The sequence below is a fragment of the Flavobacterium psychraerolatum genome, assembly GCF_025960985.1.
Taxonomy (GTDB): domain Bacteria; phylum Bacteroidota; class Bacteroidia; order Flavobacteriales; family Flavobacteriaceae; genus Flavobacterium.
On sequence record NZ_JAOQMX010000015.1, the window covers coordinates 16532 to 34322 of the forward strand.

Consider the following 17791-nt stretch of genomic DNA (forward strand, 5'->3'; position numbering starts at 1 on the left):
TTTATTACGCAGTCATTTTTGTTACTAATTATTATACTAGTATTATGTCAAAAAAAATTAATCTTTTTGCCAACCTTAAGACAGATTTTGCTTCAGGTTTGGTAGTGTTTTTAGTTGCTTTACCCTTATGTTTAGGTATTGCAATGGCTTCAGGGGCTCCACTGTTTTCTGGAATTATATCGGGTATTATAGGTGGACTTGTGGTTGGATACTTAAGCCAGTCACATATTAGTGTTTCTGGTCCTGCAGCGGGGTTGACGGCGATAATACTTACGGCAATCACCGATTTTGGTGCTTTCGATATCTTTTTAACCTCCGTTTTTATTGCTGGATTACTACAACTAGGTCTAGGCTTTATCAAAGCGGGTAGTATTTCAAACTACTTTCCAACCAATGTAATTGAAGGAATGCTTGCAGGTATTGGTGTGATTATCATTTTAAAACAAATTCCACATGCCTTTGGTTATGATGCCGATTTTGAAGGTGACCAGTCGTTTGTTCAGGGAAATGGTGATAACTCGTTTTCATCTTTGTTTGAGATTTTAGGACATATTCAAATCGGTGCAGTCCTTGTGACCGTAGTATCATTAGTTATTCTTATTTCATGGGATAGAGTTCCGTTTTTGAGAAAATTAAAACTTATTCCAGGTGCATTGATCGCAGTACTTGCTGGAATCGCATTAAATGAATTCTTTATCTTAACAGGTAGTAATTTGGCAATTGCCAATACGCACTTAGTTTCGTTACCAGTACCAAAATCTTTTGATGATTTTAAAGAAATTATAGTTACTCCAAATTTTGCAGGAATTACAAATCCAAAGGTATGGATTACTGGAATAACCATTGCCATTGTTGCTTCAATCGAAACGTTATTGTGTATCGAGGCTGCTGATAGAATGGATGCGCAAAAAAGATATACCAATACCAATGTGGAGCTAAAGGCACAAGGAATTGGTAATATGGTGAGTGCTCTTTTGGGTGGATTGCCTATGACATCGGTGGTAGTTCGTACTTCTGCTAATAACAATGCAGGTGCCAAGTCAAAAATGTCTGCCATTATTCATGGTGTTTTATTGTTGTTGAGTGTAGTTGCGATTCCGGTGTTGTTAAATAAAATTCCTTTGGCTACGTTGGCAACAATCTTAATTTTGGTAGGGTATAAGTTGGCTAAGCCAGCTACTTTTATTCATTTTTGGCACAAAGGGAAGTATCAGTTCATACCGTTTATAGCAACACTTGTAGCTGTAGTGGCTACCGATTTGTTAAAAGGGGTGATGCTAGGAATGATTATTAGTATTATTTTCATCTTAAAAGGAAACTTGAAAAGAGCTTACAGTTTTAAGAAAGACGAATATGTTGATGGTGACGTAATTCATATTGATTTGGCACAAGAAGTTTCGTTTCTCAACAAGGCTTCGATCAAAGCAACCCTAAATGCTATCCCGGAAAACTCGCGTGTAATCATCAATGCACATGATACAGTTTATATAGCGCACGATATTTTGGATTTAATTAGCGAATTTAAAGAAATTCGAGCAAAAGAAGAAAATATTAAAGTGAAATTGAAAGGCTTTAAAGAGGCTTATGATTTAGAAAATACTACAGAAAGTAACAATCATGTTACCTTTGAGCATTATTATGATGTAGCTAAGCGAAAACTAATCAAAAAAGAAACCGCAGAAACTACATTTGACGATAAATAATCGTTTTAATGAGTATCTTTAGAGTCCAGAAATAAAAGAAATAAATAAAAGATATGAAAGCATTTTATCAACAAATACTTGAAAATAATAAGCAATGGGTAGAATCAAAACTAGCCCTTGACGAAAACTATTTTGCCGATTTGGCAAAGGGCCAAAATCCACCTTTATTATGGATCGGATGCTCTGATAGTAGGGTGCCTGCAAATGAAATTATTGGTGCTAAACCAGGAGAGGTTTTTGTGCATCGTAATATTGCCAATATGGTGGTACACTCCGACATGAATATGTTGAGTGTACTTGATTATGCGGTAAACGTTTTGAAAGTCAAACATGTTATTGTGTGTGGACACTATGGTTGTGGAGGAGTTAAAGCTGCTATGGGAAATTCATCTATTGGTATTATTGATAACTGGATTCGTCATATTAAGGATGTATATCGTTTACATAAAGATTATTTGGATTCAATTGAGGACGAGACTACACGTTTCAATACTTTTGTAGAAATCAATGTAAAAGAGCAAGTTTTTGATTTGTCTAAAACTTCAATTGTTCAAGGTGCTTGGAAAAATGGTCAAGACTTAATGATCCACGGTTGGGTTTATGGATTGAATTCGGGGTATGTGACTGACTTAGAGGTTAATATTAGTTCGAATAGTGAGCTAGATGAAGTGTATCAATTAAAATTCTAAAAAAAATCGCCTTTCTAAAAGGCGATTTTTTTTTAATCATTATCTAAGTTTTCATTAAATGCCGAGGGTAACATTTTGGGGATAAACTTAATAAGGATAGGAAGTAATAAGCTACCTCCAGGAAGTAAAAATATAGTTAAGGAAGGTATCGTTTTACATATATCCAACAATTGTTTTTTTACTTTTTTCTTTTCTTTTTCATCCAAATCTCTAGTGGTAGAATGTGCCAATAAAATCATTAGTTCCTTGCTTCCAGATATTTCTTTAAATAATCTATTTTTGTTTCGAATTATTAATGTTTCAACATTTTTGGTTGTATGATCATAAAAATGTTTAACAGGATTGGAATAATTGAAATACGGAATGTCATTTTTATAATGACTAATAAAGTTATCGGTATTCTTGATACTCTCTGTTACAAAATCTTCAGATAGAGCTAACTTTTCACCTAATTTATACAAAAAATAAGATTCTTCATTTTCTATTTTTCCATCGCTCCATAGTGCCATTCCAGCCATATCCAATAAATAATATTTTTCTAAATCAGAACTTAGGTAGCTCATGTTTAATTCGTCAATATTTTGGATGTTAATAGTGCTGAATTTACTGTAACGTACAGAGGCTTCAAAAAGTTTTAGTAGTAAATCATCATATTTTGATTTGTTAGTTTTTGTTTTTAGTGAAAGCGAAACCACACTAATTACAGCTTCTTCTATTTTTTTTAAATACTTTTCGGGTAAAGTGCCAAGAATTAAATACTGGTGAAAAGCGAGAACATCGATAAACAATAATGCGTTGGTAACAATATGCGAAAAGTTTTTGCTCACCATATCAATATTAGTTTGAACGCGAGTGTCAATTATTTTTTCTAAATTCAATGATGGAGCACCATGGGGAAGTACTTTTTTTAGAAAATTAAAGCCTTGAGGATTCATCGAATTGTAAAAATCTAATACTTTTACAATAAAAAGCTCTTGGTTACTGTCTAAGTAATGTTGTTGATAAGTAGCGTGTAATATGTTAAGTAATGCTACTTTTGGAACTTCATTTTGCACCAGACCTTTCGTTTCGATTGGTGTTTCAGTTTCAAAGGAGATTACATGCCCGTATATAAATCCTGTCTTTCGAACTCTTTGATAAAAAGCATCCAAATCGTTAGTTAAAACGGTTGTAGAAGGCAATTGAATTGCAAAATATTTATCGATCCAGCCTGAAGCAGATGGGTTAATCATAATGTTGTATTGAAGGTGCAAAGTTAGTTCTTTTTTGAACTTTTTGGAAGAGTTGAGATTAAATTTTGGTTAGTTTACTACGCATTGTTTAAAATGCTTACTTTAAATTTAATTTATTTCAAATACAATATTATCCCAACTTTCTATTGTGTGTTAATTTTATACTTAAGACAAAAACGTTCAAAATATTTTCCAAAAAGTTCGGCAGGAATTTGACAGTTGTCTTTGTCAATTCCTAAGTATTGCATGTATAACTTAAATCTAAGTTAGTATAAAATATCATTGTATACTTTTACATATTCTGAAGCTGTTTCAACCCAATCAAAGCTTTTTCCTTTTTCAATTATTTGAATTTTTTTATTAGGGTTGTTATCATAATCATTTAATCCTTCTAAAAGAATTGTTTTCATATACTCGCTATCAAAATCTTCCCAATAATAGGCCGCATCACCTCCAACTTCAGGAAGCGAGGTTTTATTAGAAAGGAATATAGGTTTGCCAAAACTCATTGCTTCCACTGGGGGTAATCCAAAACCTTCTCTCAGAGATGGAAAAAGAAAAGCGGTACAATTTTTTAAGTAAAATTGTTTTCCTACATCAGAAACCCTTCCTGTCAAAAAAACTTGATTTTCTAATCCTTCACTAATAATGAGTGCTTTAATTACCTCTCCGTAATGTTTGTTATTATTACCTGAAATAATTAGATTGAAATCTTTTATGTTTTTTATCATTTTTATGATAGATTCATAATTTTTTCTTTCAATAAAATCGCCTATAGTATATAAAAAAGGCTTGTCTACGGGAACATTTGGTATGTATGAACTTGTATCCAGAAAACTAGAAATGGGATTACCATTATGTATTACATACTCAGGAACATTTGGTACTTTAAAAAATTCATGTGTTTGTTTTCTTGCATAATCAGAAATGTAAGTGATTGCAGAAGCTTTATTTAGCTTTTCAATGAATAATTTATTGCAATTATGATTCATGTCAGAAGATATTTCTTCCATGAAATTAATGTCGTGAACTGTTAAAAGGTATTTTGTTTTGTATCTAGGTTCAATTTTAGTGTTTTGATTAACAGAATGCCACAAGTCATATTTGGAAAATGGTCTAAGGTTTTTATACCTATGAAAACTCCTGTATTTATTGTATTCAAACTTGTTTCCAAATTCGTCTTTTAACTGTTTAATTTGTTCCGCATTAATATGTAATTCAAAATTTTCAAAATTAAGCATACTCAATCCCTTTATTAATTCATAGTTAAATGTGCCGAAACCAGTAGCAGGATTTTTTAAGTTATGAGTTTCTAAAAAAATTGATTTTTTTGAAGACATTAATTTGATTTTTGACGAAAATACAATAATATTTCGATGTTTATATTTTTTTACTTTTTATTGTTATTTAATTAAAATTTATTTCTCCTAATTTAAAAGATGATTATTAGCGGTAGTATCATTTAATTTAATAGAAAATTATTATATTAAAATTATGAGAAAAAATAGTAGTGCCAATTAGATTTTGTAATAAGTTGCATTTTTTTTAATTGGGCATTAGTTTAATTCTATAGCGTTTAATTAGTTTGTTACTCTATTAATGTTTAATTTTTTAATGGTTTCTTTAAATTATTATTTTGACATGGGGAACGTGGTTGTTTTATAATAGACAAATTTAATCGTAAGCTATGTTGTTGATAAATATTTTCTTGGATATCTGCTTTTTGTTTCCTAGAGTTCAGAATTTAAAAGTATAACTTTTGTTATTATAATGAATGTTTTTGTGAAGTTTCTAATAATAATTTAAGCTGTTGAATTACTTGTGAAACATAATGAAATAACACTCTTTACTATTTACGCTATTTTTTTTATTTAGTTTTAAAAGTATTTTAATTTTATCTTTGTAAAAAATAAACTTAACATAAATACATTAGTTAAGTTTACAATTTAATGACATTCAATGAAAAACTTCAGACGCTTTTTTAAGTACATAATACCTCATAAAAAGAATTTTATTATTAGTATTATATTTAATGTTTTCTATGCATTATTTTCTGCTGTTTCTATGCTTTCCCTTTTTCCATTGATGAAAGTTTTATTTTCTGATGGTGAAAAGGTACATGTTAAGCCAATTTATACTGGGTTAAACCATATTAAACATTATTTAGAAGATTCTTTAAACTATTTTATTACTCATAACACCGAGACTAATGGGGCTTTGAGTACTTTAATTTGGATGGTAGTTTTTGTGCTTACTACTTTTTTATTGAAAAACCTTTTTAATTTTATTTCGATAGTTTATATGACCTATTTGAACAATGGAATTTTGAAAGATTTAAGAAATGATGTTTATCAAAAAGTAATTAGTTTGCCTGTTTCATTTTTCTCCAACGAAAGAAAAGGAGATTTGATATCCAGAATGACTGCTGATATTAATACCATTAAAGTCGCTTTTATGAGTGTTTTAATGATGGTGAGTGAGCCCTTGACCATTGTGTTTACGTTGGCTTCGATGCTTTTTATAAGTTGGAAATTGACAATTTTTGTGTTTTTGTTTTTGCCAATTTCAGGATTTTTAATTTCTAAGTTAAGTAAATCTGTAAAAAGTCAATCAGGAGATATTTTTTCCCTTGAGGGACATTTATTATCAGATATTGAAGAGACTTTAGGAGGGATTAAAGTAATTAAAAATTTCACCTCGGAGAATTTTTTTAAGCAACGTTACTATAATTCTACCGAAGTTATTAATAATTTAAATAATAAGATGGGAGCTCGTATGAGTTTGGCAGGTCCTATGAGTGAGTTTTTGGGGATTTTTGTAATTTCTATTTTATTAGTTTACGGAGGTTCTTTAGTATTAATAGATCATTCTATGAGTGGTAGTGCTTTTATTGCTTACATGGGATTGGCATATCAAATTTTAACACCTGCAAAATCGATTACTAAAGCCAATCAAGCATTAATGGGGGGGAATGCTGCTTATGAGCGTGTATCTTTCATTTTAGACGCTACGAATCCGTTGCAGGATAATCCAGGAGCTAAAGAAATAACAGCATTTAATTCTGAAATAAAATTTACTAACGTATCTTTTAAGTACGATTCAGAATATGTTTTGAAAGATTTTAACCTTACAGTTCCAAAGGGTAAAAGAGTTGCATTAGTGGGTGAGTCAGGAAGTGGTAAATCTACTTTGGCTAATCTAGTAACTCGATTGTATGATGTAACTGAGGGAAGCATCACTTTTGATGGAGTGAATGTTAAGGATGTTACTGCAAATTCATTACGAAAACAAATGGGAATAGTGGCGCAGGATTCTATTTTGTTTAATGATTCTATTGCCAATAATATTTCGTTAAGTATTGATGACCCTAAATTGGATGAAATTATCAGTGCTTCAAAAATAGCCAATGCACATAATTTTATATCTGAATTCCCAGAACAGTATAATAGTCCAGTAGGAGATGGAGGAGGGATGTTATCAGGAGGACAACGCCAACGTGTAGCGATTGCTAGAGCGGTAATGAAAAATCCGCCTATTATGATTCTAGACGAAGCTACATCAGCTTTGGATACAGAATCTGAAAAGTTAGTGCAGGTTGGTCTAGAGAACATGATGGAGAACAGAACTTCTATTGTAATTGCACACCGTTTGTCAACTATACAAACTGCCGATTTGATTGTTGTTATGAGTAAAGGTAGAATTGTAGAGCAAGGTACACACGAACAATTATTAAGCCTGAAAGGGAACTATGCTAATTTGGTTAGTTTACAATCTTTGGAGGTGAATTAGAACAAAGAATCTTGAGTTATTATCAAATAGTATAATTTTTGATATGATAAGAACTTTTAATTTATAAATATTTGAAATATGAAATTAAGAGATTTATTTGGTATTAAAAAAAAGGTCATTGTAGCAATTGAAGAAAAAGTTGAAGAAAAGGTTGAAGAATTAGAAGAAGTACCAACAGACCGAGAATACCAAATTGGGAAGTATAAATTATTACTTAAAGATTTCCATGTATTAGACTTGTATCAAAATACTTATCCGTTATATGATCAATTTCTGCCTGCATTTTGTAAAAATTTTAAAGGGTTAATTATTGATGTTGGAGCAAATATAGGTGACACTGCAATTTCAATTTTTGCTCAAAATAATCATTCATTTATTGTAAGTGTAGAGCCAGATTTAGAATTTGTTAATAGCTGCATATCGAGTATAACTGATAATGGTTTAGTCGATCGATCTTTGATCGTTAATAAATTTGTATCAACCAAAACCGGGAATTTTGTTGTTAAAAAGAACGAAAGCCTATCTACCGGTTCTATTGAAGAGTGTGAGACTGATGAAAATAAAATTAATAATACATTGTCATTTAGTGAGTTGATGGATTTAATTCCAAATGATAAAAAAAACAATTTTGATATTCTAAAAATAGATACAGATAGTTTTGATTGGGATATTATTCATTCTTTTGTTCAATATGTGAAAAAGGATGGTATTAAACCGCGTTTTGTTTTTTTTGAAATGCAAACCTTTATAAATAACAACGAAAGTAGTGATGAAGGAAGGGATGTTATTATCGAAAACTACAGAACTGCCTTAATTGAATTGAAAGAATTAGGGTACATTAAATTTTGTTTGTTGGATAATTTTGGTACTTATTTTAAAACCACAGAATCGGTTGAGGAAATTATTGAACTTGCACATTATATAAGAAGATCTCAATTGTTTAATTCTCATAGTACTATTTATTATTTTGATGTTTTAGCCTATGCAGAAAATGAAATGGATTTTGTGAAAAACACATTAATAGAAATTTATTAAGATGAAAATTATTCTTGACCCTCAGGCCTTCAATATGCAAACTTACGGAGGTATCACAAGATATTATACCGAAATATTTAGTCGTCTTAAAGGAAAAAAAGGACTATCTATTACATTGCCTATTCATCAATCAAATAATACTTATGTAGTTCATAGTGGTTTATTAGAAATTGAAAATAAAGAGATTGTAACAGCCACGTTGTTGAAGTGGTTGAATACAATAGGGATAAGCACCCGTTCGTTAAAAAGAAAAATTGAACAAAAAAAGTTGAAGAATCCTTTAGAGAGTTCCAATTTTGACTTATTTATTCCAACCTATTATAATCCCTATTTTTTAGAATATATAGGGGAGACCCCTTTTGTTTTAACTGTCTATGATATGATTCACGAATTGTTTCCTCAGTATTTTATTGGCGAGCCTTTGAATGTTGTTATAAATAAAAAATTACTATTAGAAAAAGCTACTAAAATTATTGCAGTATCGAATAATACTAAAAAAGATATTTTAGCGATATATCCAGAAATAGACGCATCAAAAATTGAAGTTATTTATCATGGTAGCTCTATTAAAGTTAATGAAAATATAAAAGTAATCTTGCCAAGTAATTATGTTTTATTTGTTGGCTCAAGAGATTATTACAAAAATTTTTATTTTTTGGTGGAGTCAATCTTAGATTTATTAAAAGAGGATTCTACATTGAAAATCATTTGTGCAGGTGGAGGTAAGTTTAATGAAGAAGAGGTTGAATTTATAAAAAAGTTAGGACTTCAGGAACAAGTAGAGCAACGATATTTTGAAGAAGAACAACTGGGTTTATTTTATAAAAATGCCAAGTGTTTTGTTTTTCCATCAATGTATGAAGGTTTTGGCATTCCTGTTTTAGAATCGATGGCTTGTGGTTGCCCAATAGTTTTATCCAATGTTAGTTCTTTACCTGAAGTTGCAGGTGAAGCAGGAATTTATTTTGATCTATCTAGCAAAGAAGATTTAAAAGAAAAGATAGCTTTAGTTCTAAAGGATTCAAATTTTAGAAATGAATATATTTTAAAAGGCTTGGAACGCGTAAAACTATTTACGTGGGAAAAAGCAGCTTCACAATGTTTGGAATTATATAATAAAGCTATAAAAAATGACTAAAGATGTTTTGGAATCAGATAAAAATGCTGTTAAGCTTACTATTATTACTATTAACTATAATAATAATGAAGGATTAATAAAAACTATTGAAAGCATTATTAATCAAACTTGGACCGATTTTGAATTTATTATAATCGATGGAGGGAGCACAGACGACAGTCTATCAACGCTCAATAAATATGATAAATACATTAATTACTGGGTTTCGGAAAAAGATAAAGGGATTTACGATGCCATGAATAAAGCAATTCAGATTGCAAAAGGGAAGTATCTCAATTTTATGAATAGTGGAGACTTTTTTTATACCAATACAATTCTAGAAGAAATTAAGAGTAATTTTAGTAATAATGTAGGTGTTTTGTATGGCGATGCAATGTTTTTCTGTGATGAGTGGGATGATAAACTAATTAAAATGCCATCAACTTTGACATTCACTCATTTTCTAACTGACGGTCTTTGTCATCAAGCAAGTTTTATCAAACGGGACTTGTTTTTCAAACACTTTTTGTATAGTCTTGAATACAAAATTGTTTCCGATTGGGGATTTTTTGTTTATGTATTATGTAAAAAAAACGAATCTTATCAACATTTAGAAAAGATAATTTGTTATTATGATTATTCTGGAATTTCTTCAGTTCCTGAAAATATTCCTCCTGGACTTTTAGAGCGTAAGGTTTTTTTAAAAAAGCATTTCCCTTTATTTTATGATGATTTTACGTGTGATGTTAATAGAACCTTTGATCGAAGAATGCAGAAAGTAATTAAAATAAAAGACAGTAGATTTTTGTGGAAAATATTAAAATATTGGACTTCTATATTTCTATTTGTTCTTCCCAAACAAAAAGAAAATGACTGGTCTTAACCTGTTTTTTTTAATTGGAATAAAGTACTTATTCACGAAGCCCTTTTAATTAAAGCATTGATAAATAATTATTTTAAGACTAAAACACAATAGAAGCATAGAAATAGATGTTAATTTTTATTTTAGGATAACTACAAGGCGAAATATACTCTATTTAAAATATAAATGACAGTTCTAAGAGAAAAACCTTTTTTGGTTTAATTTTTCAAGTTGTATCAAATTTAATTTTAGTAAATAAAAACAAAAAGTCAAGATAAAACCTTGTTAATAATTAATTAAGTTTGCACAAAATATGTTGATGCTGAAATAGCTAAAATTTTTTTGGTAACAATTTCAAATGTTTTAAATTTAGAATGCGTCATTTGCTTTATTATATTTACACACACACACACAAAATTATTATGCTAAATTTACTTTTTTTTTACCCTGAAAACCCTTTATTAAAAACTCAAGGTAATAATGCACGTGCAATGGCATTGTTGAATTATTTTAAAAGCAGATCGTTTGTTGTTGATTTTGTAGGTATAGCTTCTGAATGCTTTTTGGATGATGATATTGAAAAAATGAAATCTCAGCGACTTATTAGGAAAGGGTTTTTACTATACGAGGAAAAAAGAAAGAAAAATAGATTTAGAAAATATTTTGATTACTTTTTACCTAAAAAAAATATAATAAAGGTTAAGGATTTTGATAGGACTAAGTCTGGTTATAAAAAACAATTTAATCAAATTTTAGAGCAGAATCAGTATGACTATGTTGTTGTTTCCTACTTGTTATGGACGGAAATTATAAATGATAATCCTAATCTAGTAAATACTGTGAAAATAGTAGATACGCACGATTTTTTAACTGCTCATTTTGCTCATTTTAAAAAACTTAGTTTTTTCGAAATTGGGGAATATTTCGAAACAGAAATGCAATTAGCAAATCAATACGATAAAATAATTGTAATTTCAAATGAAGAAAAATATATTTTCGAACAATTTTTAGGAAAACCCGTTCACATGATTACTCACTCAGTAGATAAAAAAGAATTATCGGAGCATAAAACTTATGATTTGATTTACGTAGCGAGTGACAATGGACATAATGTTAAATCGTGTAGATGGTTTTTTGAAAAAGTTTACCCTCTTTTAGATAAAAATATTACAATTCTTGTTGTAGGTAAAATTACAAACTTTGCTCCTGACAAGGAAAATGTTACTAAAATTAGTTTTATTGATAATTTAGATGAAGTCTATTGTCATAGTCGCGTTGGTTTATGTCCAATGCTGTCCGGAACAGGATTGAAGATTAAAGTTATTGAGGCATTATCATTTGGACTTCCCGTGATTTGTAATACAAGAGGGGTAGATGGATTACTTAATAAGTCAAATAATGGGTGTTTAGTAACTGACGATGAAACTCATTTTGCTAAACAAATTGAATTATTATTAAGTGATTCACAGTATTATCAAAAAGTATCAACTGAGGCTAAAATATATTTTGACGCACACCATAACGTTAGTTCAGTTTATGATAATTTTGATAAATTATTTAATTTTTAAACCGTCTTTTTTATTCAATATTTATAGGTGCTATTTTGCATTTTGTCGATAAAGTTTATTCAAATAAATAAAAAGTTTTAAATCAATGTCAAAGAAAATTTCGGTAATTACTATAAACTATAATAACAAACGGGGATTAGAGCAAACTATTAAGTCTGTTGTAAATCAAACTCTGGTCGATTTTGAATATATTATCATAGACGGAGGAAGTACTGATGGAAGTGAAGAATTGATAGCATCGTACGCCGACAAAATAGACTACTGGATAAGCGAGCCTGATACTGGAGTTTATAACGCCATGAATAAAGGTATCAAAGCTGCAAAAGGAGATTTTGTCATTTTTATGAACAGTGGTGATAGTTTTTATGAAAACACTGTTTTAGCGAATGTCAATCCATTGCTCGTTGATGAGTTCGATATTTATTATGGAGATAACTTTAAGGTAAAACCAAATTCTAGAAGGAAGAAGACCTATCCAGAAGTATTATCTTTTACGTTTTTTTATTCTAGTTGCATCAATCATCAGGCTAGTTTTATTAGAAGGCAACTGTTTTTTGATTATTTTATGTACAACGAAAATTTAAAAATCGTTGCCGATTGGGAGTTTTTTATATATACTATTTGTGTAGAGAATAGACCTTATAAGTATTTGAATATGACCATTAGTAATTATGATTTTACTGGTATGTCATCAGTCAAAGAGTATCAGTCAATTTTAGATTTAGAAAAGCAAGTTGTGCTTAATAAGTATTTTCCTTTGTTTTTGGACGGGTTTAAAACAGTAAATGATTTTAAGTCCAAAAGGATTCAACAAATTTTATATATTAAAACATTTAAGAGGCCTTGGAAATGGTTCAAAGGAATTATTAATTTTTTAGAACTTTTTACAAGTAAGTAGATTTAAGTTGTTGAGGATTAAAAGAGTAAAAAGTACGTGGATTGTTTTTTTTTAATTTATTTCATAGATTTTGACCATCTTTTTTGAAAAGTATAATTATCCATAAGCATTGATGAAAAAATATAGTAAATTTACCGTGAATACTGTTTTTCAAAATAAATAAATAATGAAGAAGATTCATGTAGGTTTTCTCTTGTCATACGATTACGAAAAGTTAAAACTTTCTATCCCTCCCGTATATAAGGATTCAGATAGAATTTTTATCGCAATTGACAGTGAGCTACGTACATGGTCAGGACATAAATTTACAATAGAAGTTAGTTTTTACCAATGGTTAAAAACAATAGATGTTGATAATAAGATTGAGATTTATACAGATGATTTTTATATTCCTACCCTTTCGGCTATTGAAAATGATACCCGCGAACGCCATTTACTTTCCCATAAAATGGGAATTGGAAATTGGTTGATACAAATTGATGCTGATGAATATTTTGTTAATTTCAATCGATTTGTTTACAGGATACATAAGTACGATCATTATTTAGACAATCCAGAAAGTAATAAAATTCAAATAGCTGCATTTTGGATTATTATCTATAAATATACCGAAAATGGTATTTTGTATGTTGATAAACCAATGAAGGCTATTTTTGCTACCAATTATCCGAATTATAAATGTGCGAGAAGAACAGATGAAAGAGTGATTTACTTGGACAATATCGTACTACACGAATCGCTATCAAGATCAAAAGAAGAATTAGCACAAAAAATTAGTAATTGGGGGCATAATGATGAAGTGAACGAGGGATTCATGAGAAAATGGATTGCAGTAAACGAAAAAAACTACAAAGAATTTTCAGATTTTTACTACATCAAAGCTAATAGATGGAGAAAATTAAATTATTTTCCAACCAGAAATATTAGTGAAATACGTAAATTTCTAAAGCAGAATAAAACGATGAAATTAGGAAGGAACTACCTTCGTTTAAAAAATTTCGGACAATGGTTTAAGCATAGAATTAAGAAATAGTATATTTTTTTATTCTATTTTTCGATACATCATCCACAATTGCAGATAGCATTTAAAAACAGCAAATGAATGTACATATGCTATAATAAAACCAGCTTTGCCACCTAGTATACCTAAGCGAAAGAAATAATACCAATTGAAGTGCAAGAAAGGTTTAATGAAAAAATAATATAAAGTAGGTTTTTGGTTTTTTGAATAAAGATTTTTTGCTTGTAGTTGGCTATACATGCTTAATTTTTGATTATAATTATCAAAACCTTTATAACTAAAATGATTAGCAGTACTTGTTAGTTGTCCAACAGTTCCATTTAGTACTTGTAGCGTTTCAGAGACTGCTTTACCATTATACCTACAGTTTTTTTTGTTGAATAAACGTATAACCTTGTCAGGATACCATCCACCATATTTGATGTGTTGACCCATAAAAAAAAGGTTTGTTTTTATTTTATAAGCAACATGTGAACAAGGAGTAGAAAGTGTTTTTGTAATTTCAATTACTAGTTCTGGGCTAATAATTTCATCTAAATCAAAAAAGACTATCCAGTCATTTTTGGCTTGTTGGATAGCAAAATTTCTTTGACTAGAGAAATCATCAAAGGGTCTTTGAATTACTGTAGCACCAAGTTCTTTTGCAATACTTACTGTAGCGTCTGTACTAAACGAGTCAATAAAAATAATTTCATCAGCAAATGCTAAGCTTTCAATATATTGCTTTACGTTTGCTTCTTCATTTAGGGTAATTGCTAAAGCAGTTATCTTAGTTCTCAAATTGGTAGATTTCTATTTGTTAAAATATCGTAGACAAATGTAATAATTTTACAATGATGTTTGAATGTAATATTTGAAAAGGGGTTGATTCTATGAAGGGATTAATTCTCCATTAGTAAAGATGCAAGTTTTTAATCTATTTATCTTTTTTAAAATTTCTAGTATTGGTAATTATTTTCAATAATTAGTCAAAAACCTTGCTTTTTTACATCTTAATTAGAAGGTTTAATAGCACTATATTTAAAGGATGCTTTTCGCTTCAATTACCTATTAGGACGTCTTTTTATGGAGTAAAAGAAAATCTAATCTATGTTTTGAAAAAAAGTTAAATTTACTTTAATCCTTTTTCTAATAAAATTATTTTTACATACCTAGAGAAAACTCCGTAGGAGTCAATACTAGCCACTGCAAGTCCAGGGATGCCATCAAGAAATCCTCTTCGGATAAAATAAGTATGGAAAAAACGATAGGCAGGTTTGAAAATTAGATGGAAGTAGGTTGCTTTTTTGTTTTTTTCTGTTGCCATTTTTGCTTGGAACCAAGCATAAGAATCCTTTTTTTTAATATATTCTAATAGACCTTTGTAGGTGTAATGGATTAGAGAATTTTTCAAAACCCCTACAGTACCCTCATGAATCAATTTTTCATGAACTAATCCTTCAAAATAGAGTGATTTGTTTTCTGCTAATCGAATTAATCTGTTGTCTGAATGGTACAAAAATCGATTCATGTAAAAATGAGGTAATCGTATTTTATATGCCTTATGTTTTGGTTGGTTTATGGTGTTTACTATTTCTAACTGTGATTTTGGTGTAATACGTTCATCTGCATCTATAAATAAGATCCAATCACATTTTGCTAGTTTAATTGCTGCATTTTTTTGCGAAGAATAATCGTCAAATTTCCTTTGGATTATTTCACAATCAAATTTTTTTGCATTAGCTACTGTATTGTCTGTACTATAGGAATCAATAACTATTATCTGATTGGCAAACCTAACAGATTGAAGACAATCAGTGATATAATTTTCTTCGTTGTATGTTGGGATAATTACGGTAAGCGTTTTCATAAAAAAAAATATTAAGTTTCAAATCTAACAAAAAAAAATTAAATTTGTATGACAATGAAACAAGATATATCTATAATAATTAGCACATATAATTCTCCTGACTGGCTTAAAAAAGTACTTTGGGGGTACAACACACAAACCTATCGTAATTTTGAAATTATAATTGCAGATGATGGTTCGAATCAAGAAACTTTTGATTTAATAGAAGAAATTAAAAAAGAGGTTTTTTTTCCGATTATTCATGTTTGGCACGAAGACAAAGGGTTTCAAAAAACTATAATTTTGAATAAATCTATCTTGGCCGTTTCAACAGATTATATTTTGATGTCGGATGGAGATTGTATTCCACGAGAAGATTTTGTGGAACAACATATCAAAAGTAGAGAAGAGGGGCACTTTATTTCTGGAGGATATTTTAAATTACCAATGGATATTTCTCGAAATATAAATCAGTTAGATGTTTATTCTGGAAAATGTTTTGATTTGAAGTGGTTAAAAAATCAGGGGTTGAAAGCATCTTTTAAAAACAGTAAATTAACAGCAAAAGGTTTCACTAGTTGGTTTTTGAATACTGTAACGCCCACAACTGCAAGCTGGAATGGTCATAATGCTTCGGGTTGGAAAAAAGATTTTTTGGCAGTGAATGGTTTCGATGAAAGAATGCAATATGGTGGTGAGGATCGAGAATTTGGAGAACGTCTAATTAATTATGGACTGAAACCGAAACAAATTAGATATTCAACAGTTTGTGTTCATTTGGATCACGCTAGAGGTTATGTAAAACCTGAAATGGTACTTAAAAATAGTCAGATTAGAAAAGAGACCAAAGATCAAAAGAAAATTTGGACAGATTCAGGTATTATAAAAACGAGCAAAACAAATATTACTTCTTGTTAACTCAGTTTGTTTATTAATTATTTCAAATTGTATTTTAGGAATTTTTCTAGTTCAGGAATAATCATTTGTGGGGTTAGCTTTAGATAAAGTTCCGTTGGATTTTTCTCAATCTCTTTGCATTTTTCATAGGATAAATCAGAAATAGCATTTGGTAGAAAATCTAATAAATGGGTAGAATGATGTGTTTTTCCGTCCTCAAAACTTGCCCAATGGTCTTTATTTATATAAGGAGAGAAAATGGTGAAGGTAGGTTTGCCCAATGCTTTAGCAATGTGTACTGTTCCGCCTTCATTTGAAACCAAAAGAGCGCATTGATTCATCAGCTTGACAAAATCTCTAATGCTGGGTGCATATATGTCTAAGATAATACTTTCTTTATTTTGGCAAAGATTGAATATTTTTTCAGCTTCTGATTTTTGATGGGGTGCATAATTGAATAGTATGTAAACATCATATTTTTTAGAAATAAAATCTACAATTTCTGCAACATACTCATATGGCATTGATTTTTGTGGTGTACTTCCTAAAATCCCGAGTACAATCACTTTTTTATTACTATAGTGCCCTAATAAGTTTTCGTTTTTCTCATCATCGGTCAAAAATATTTTTGGCTCATAATTAATAACAGAGAATTTCTCGGCTTGTTCTAGCAAATGAATTCGGTCTTCAATCGCCTTACCACATATTTTTGTTTTTTCTTTGGAGATTGTAACAGGATGAGTATAAAATCCAAGTTGCCCCATTTTTTTACGGCTTTTGTGGCCAATAGTTTGTTTTGCGCCAGAGAATTTGCAAATCAACCTGCTTTGCGTTTTTGAATAAGGATCAAAGATAATGTCGTACTGCTCCTTTTTAACTTTTCGAATTAGTTTTAATAAAATAACCAAACTTTTAAGTTCTTTATCATTGATGGTAATGATTTTGTCTATATTTGGATTATTCAACAATACGCCATGGGTAAAGTCATAAGCCATGAAATGAATGATGGAATCAGGATGCTTCGCTTTGTAATTATTAGCAATTACAGAACTGATTAAAACATCACCAATTCGTTTATTTTGTATGATTAAAACTTTTTTCATAAAACTATTTCTTGCTGCAAAGTACTATTTTTTATACTTTTAAACCAAA

General features: G+C 29.8%; 15 protein-coding genes. 10 read left to right on the forward strand and 5 right to left on the reverse strand.

Annotated features, from left to right (window positions below):
- The first annotated feature begins 44 nt into the window (after positions 1 to 44).
- A complete protein-coding gene (locus M2326_RS07475; protein ID WP_264618938.1) occupies positions 45 to 1703 on the forward strand; it encodes a SulP family inorganic anion transporter in 1659 nt (552 codons plus the stop codon).
- A gap of 53 nt (positions 1704 to 1756) precedes the next feature.
- Entirely contained in the window at positions 1757 to 2392 is a 636-nt protein-coding gene (can, locus tag M2326_RS07480) for a carbonate dehydratase (protein ID WP_264618939.1), read from the forward strand.
- Positions 2393 to 2424: 32 nt separating this feature from the next.
- Here can and M2326_RS07485 read toward each other — a convergent pair whose 3' ends face one another.
- Complete coding sequence (locus tag M2326_RS07485; protein WP_264618940.1) at positions 2425 to 3624, reverse strand: LETM1-related biofilm-associated protein; 1200 nt, start codon at positions 3622 to 3624, stop codon at positions 2425 to 2427.
- Between the two features lie 266 nt (positions 3625 to 3890).
- The gene (locus M2326_RS07490; protein WP_264618941.1) at positions 3891 to 4964 is read right to left on the reverse strand and encodes a glycosyltransferase family 4 protein; all 1074 of its coding nucleotides are present in this window, start codon (positions 4962 to 4964) and stop codon (positions 3891 to 3893) included.
- Positions 4965 to 5583: 619 nt separating this feature from the next.
- Here M2326_RS07490 and M2326_RS07495 point away from each other — a divergent pair.
- From M2326_RS07495 to M2326_RS07525, 7 genes are all read left to right on the forward strand, one after another.
- Positions 5584 to 7413, forward strand: a complete 1830-nt coding sequence (locus M2326_RS07495; RefSeq protein WP_264618942.1) for an ABC transporter ATP-binding protein — start codon at positions 5584 to 5586, stop codon at positions 7411 to 7413.
- A 78-nt stretch (positions 7414 to 7491) separates the two neighbouring features.
- Entirely contained in the window at positions 7492 to 8448 is a 957-nt protein-coding gene (locus tag M2326_RS07500) for an FkbM family methyltransferase (RefSeq protein ID WP_264618943.1), read from the forward strand.
- Position 8449: 1 nt separating this feature from the next.
- Positions 8450 to 9586: a glycosyltransferase family 4 protein gene (locus M2326_RS07505; RefSeq protein WP_264618944.1), complete on the forward strand. Its 1137-nt coding sequence runs from the start codon at positions 8450 to 8452 to the stop codon at positions 9584 to 9586.
- A complete protein-coding gene (locus tag M2326_RS07510; protein ID WP_264618945.1) occupies positions 9579 to 10448 on the forward strand; it encodes a glycosyltransferase family 2 protein in 870 nt (289 codons plus the stop codon). Before M2326_RS07505 ends, M2326_RS07510 begins: the two co-directional genes overlap by 8 nt.
- A 401-nt stretch (positions 10449 to 10849) precedes the next feature.
- Positions 10850 to 11995, forward strand: a complete 1146-nt coding sequence (locus M2326_RS07515) for a glycosyltransferase family 4 protein (RefSeq protein ID WP_264618946.1) — start codon at positions 10850 to 10852, stop codon at positions 11993 to 11995.
- Between the two features lie 85 nt (positions 11996 to 12080).
- Positions 12081 to 12893, forward strand: a complete 813-nt coding sequence (locus M2326_RS07520) for a glycosyltransferase family 2 protein (RefSeq protein ID WP_264618947.1) — start codon at positions 12081 to 12083, stop codon at positions 12891 to 12893.
- A 166-nt stretch (positions 12894 to 13059) separates the two neighbouring features.
- The gene (locus M2326_RS07525) at positions 13060 to 13926 is read left to right on the forward strand and encodes a hypothetical protein (RefSeq protein ID WP_264618948.1); all 867 of its coding nucleotides are present in this window, start codon (positions 13060 to 13062) and stop codon (positions 13924 to 13926) included.
- 9 nt (positions 13927 to 13935) lie between these two features.
- On the opposite strand, the gene M2326_RS07530 is transcribed toward M2326_RS07525, so the two are convergent.
- Both M2326_RS07530 and M2326_RS07535 read right to left on the reverse strand, forming a co-directional pair.
- Positions 13936 to 14694 (reverse strand): glycosyltransferase family 2 protein, encoded by a 759-nt coding sequence (locus tag M2326_RS07530; protein ID WP_264618949.1) that lies wholly within the window; start codon positions 14692 to 14694, stop codon positions 13936 to 13938.
- 331 nt (positions 14695 to 15025) lie between these two features.
- Complete coding sequence (locus M2326_RS07535; protein WP_264618950.1) at positions 15026 to 15763, reverse strand: glycosyltransferase family 2 protein; 738 nt, start codon at positions 15761 to 15763, stop codon at positions 15026 to 15028.
- A 54-nt stretch (positions 15764 to 15817) separates the two neighbouring features.
- On the opposite strand from M2326_RS07535, the gene M2326_RS07540 reads away from it, so the two are divergent.
- Positions 15818 to 16660: a glycosyltransferase family 2 protein gene (locus M2326_RS07540; protein WP_264618951.1), complete on the forward strand. Its 843-nt coding sequence runs from the start codon at positions 15818 to 15820 to the stop codon at positions 16658 to 16660.
- Positions 16661 to 16677: 17 nt separating this feature from the next.
- Here the strand turns inward: M2326_RS07540 and M2326_RS07545 are convergent, their stop codons facing one another.
- Positions 16678 to 17742: a glycosyltransferase family 9 protein gene (locus tag M2326_RS07545; RefSeq protein WP_264618952.1), complete on the reverse strand. Its 1065-nt coding sequence runs from the start codon at positions 17740 to 17742 to the stop codon at positions 16678 to 16680.
- Positions 17743 to 17791: the final 49 nt, after the last annotated feature.

Excerpts from the sequence above, each read along its gene's own strand:
- M2326_RS07475 (WP_264618938.1), top strand. The coding sequence starts at position 45 with ATGTCAAAAAAAATTAATCTTTTTGCCAACCTTAAGACAGATTTTGCT.
- can (WP_264618939.1), top strand. The coding sequence starts at position 1,757 with ATGAAAGCATTTTATCAACAAATACTTGAAAATAATAAGCAATGGGTA.
- M2326_RS07485 (WP_264618940.1), bottom strand. The coding sequence starts at position 3,624 with ATGATTAACCCATCTGCTTCAGGCTGGATCGATAAATATTTTGCAATT.
- M2326_RS07490 (WP_264618941.1), bottom strand. The coding sequence starts at position 4,964 with ATGTCTTCAAAAAAATCAATTTTTTTAGAAACTCATAACTTAAAAAAT.
- M2326_RS07495 (WP_264618942.1), top strand. The coding sequence starts at position 5,584 with ATGAAAAACTTCAGACGCTTTTTTAAGTACATAATACCTCATAAAAAG.
- M2326_RS07500 (WP_264618943.1), top strand. The coding sequence starts at position 7,492 with ATGAAATTAAGAGATTTATTTGGTATTAAAAAAAAGGTCATTGTAGCA.
- M2326_RS07505 (WP_264618944.1), top strand. The coding sequence starts at position 8,450 with ATGAAAATTATTCTTGACCCTCAGGCCTTCAATATGCAAACTTACGGA.
- M2326_RS07510 (WP_264618945.1), top strand. The coding sequence starts at position 9,579 with ATGACTAAAGATGTTTTGGAATCAGATAAAAATGCTGTTAAGCTTACT.
- M2326_RS07515 (WP_264618946.1), top strand. The coding sequence starts at position 10,850 with ATGCTAAATTTACTTTTTTTTTACCCTGAAAACCCTTTATTAAAAACT.
- M2326_RS07520 (WP_264618947.1), top strand. The coding sequence starts at position 12,081 with ATGTCAAAGAAAATTTCGGTAATTACTATAAACTATAATAACAAACGG.
- M2326_RS07525 (WP_264618948.1), top strand. The coding sequence starts at position 13,060 with ATGAAGAAGATTCATGTAGGTTTTCTCTTGTCATACGATTACGAAAAG.
- M2326_RS07535 (WP_264618950.1), bottom strand. The coding sequence starts at position 15,763 with ATGAAAACGCTTACCGTAATTATCCCAACATACAACGAAGAAAATTAT.
- M2326_RS07540 (WP_264618951.1), top strand. The coding sequence starts at position 15,818 with ATGAAACAAGATATATCTATAATAATTAGCACATATAATTCTCCTGAC.
- M2326_RS07545 (WP_264618952.1), bottom strand. The coding sequence starts at position 17,742 with ATGAAAAAAGTTTTAATCATACAAAATAAACGAATTGGTGATGTTTTA.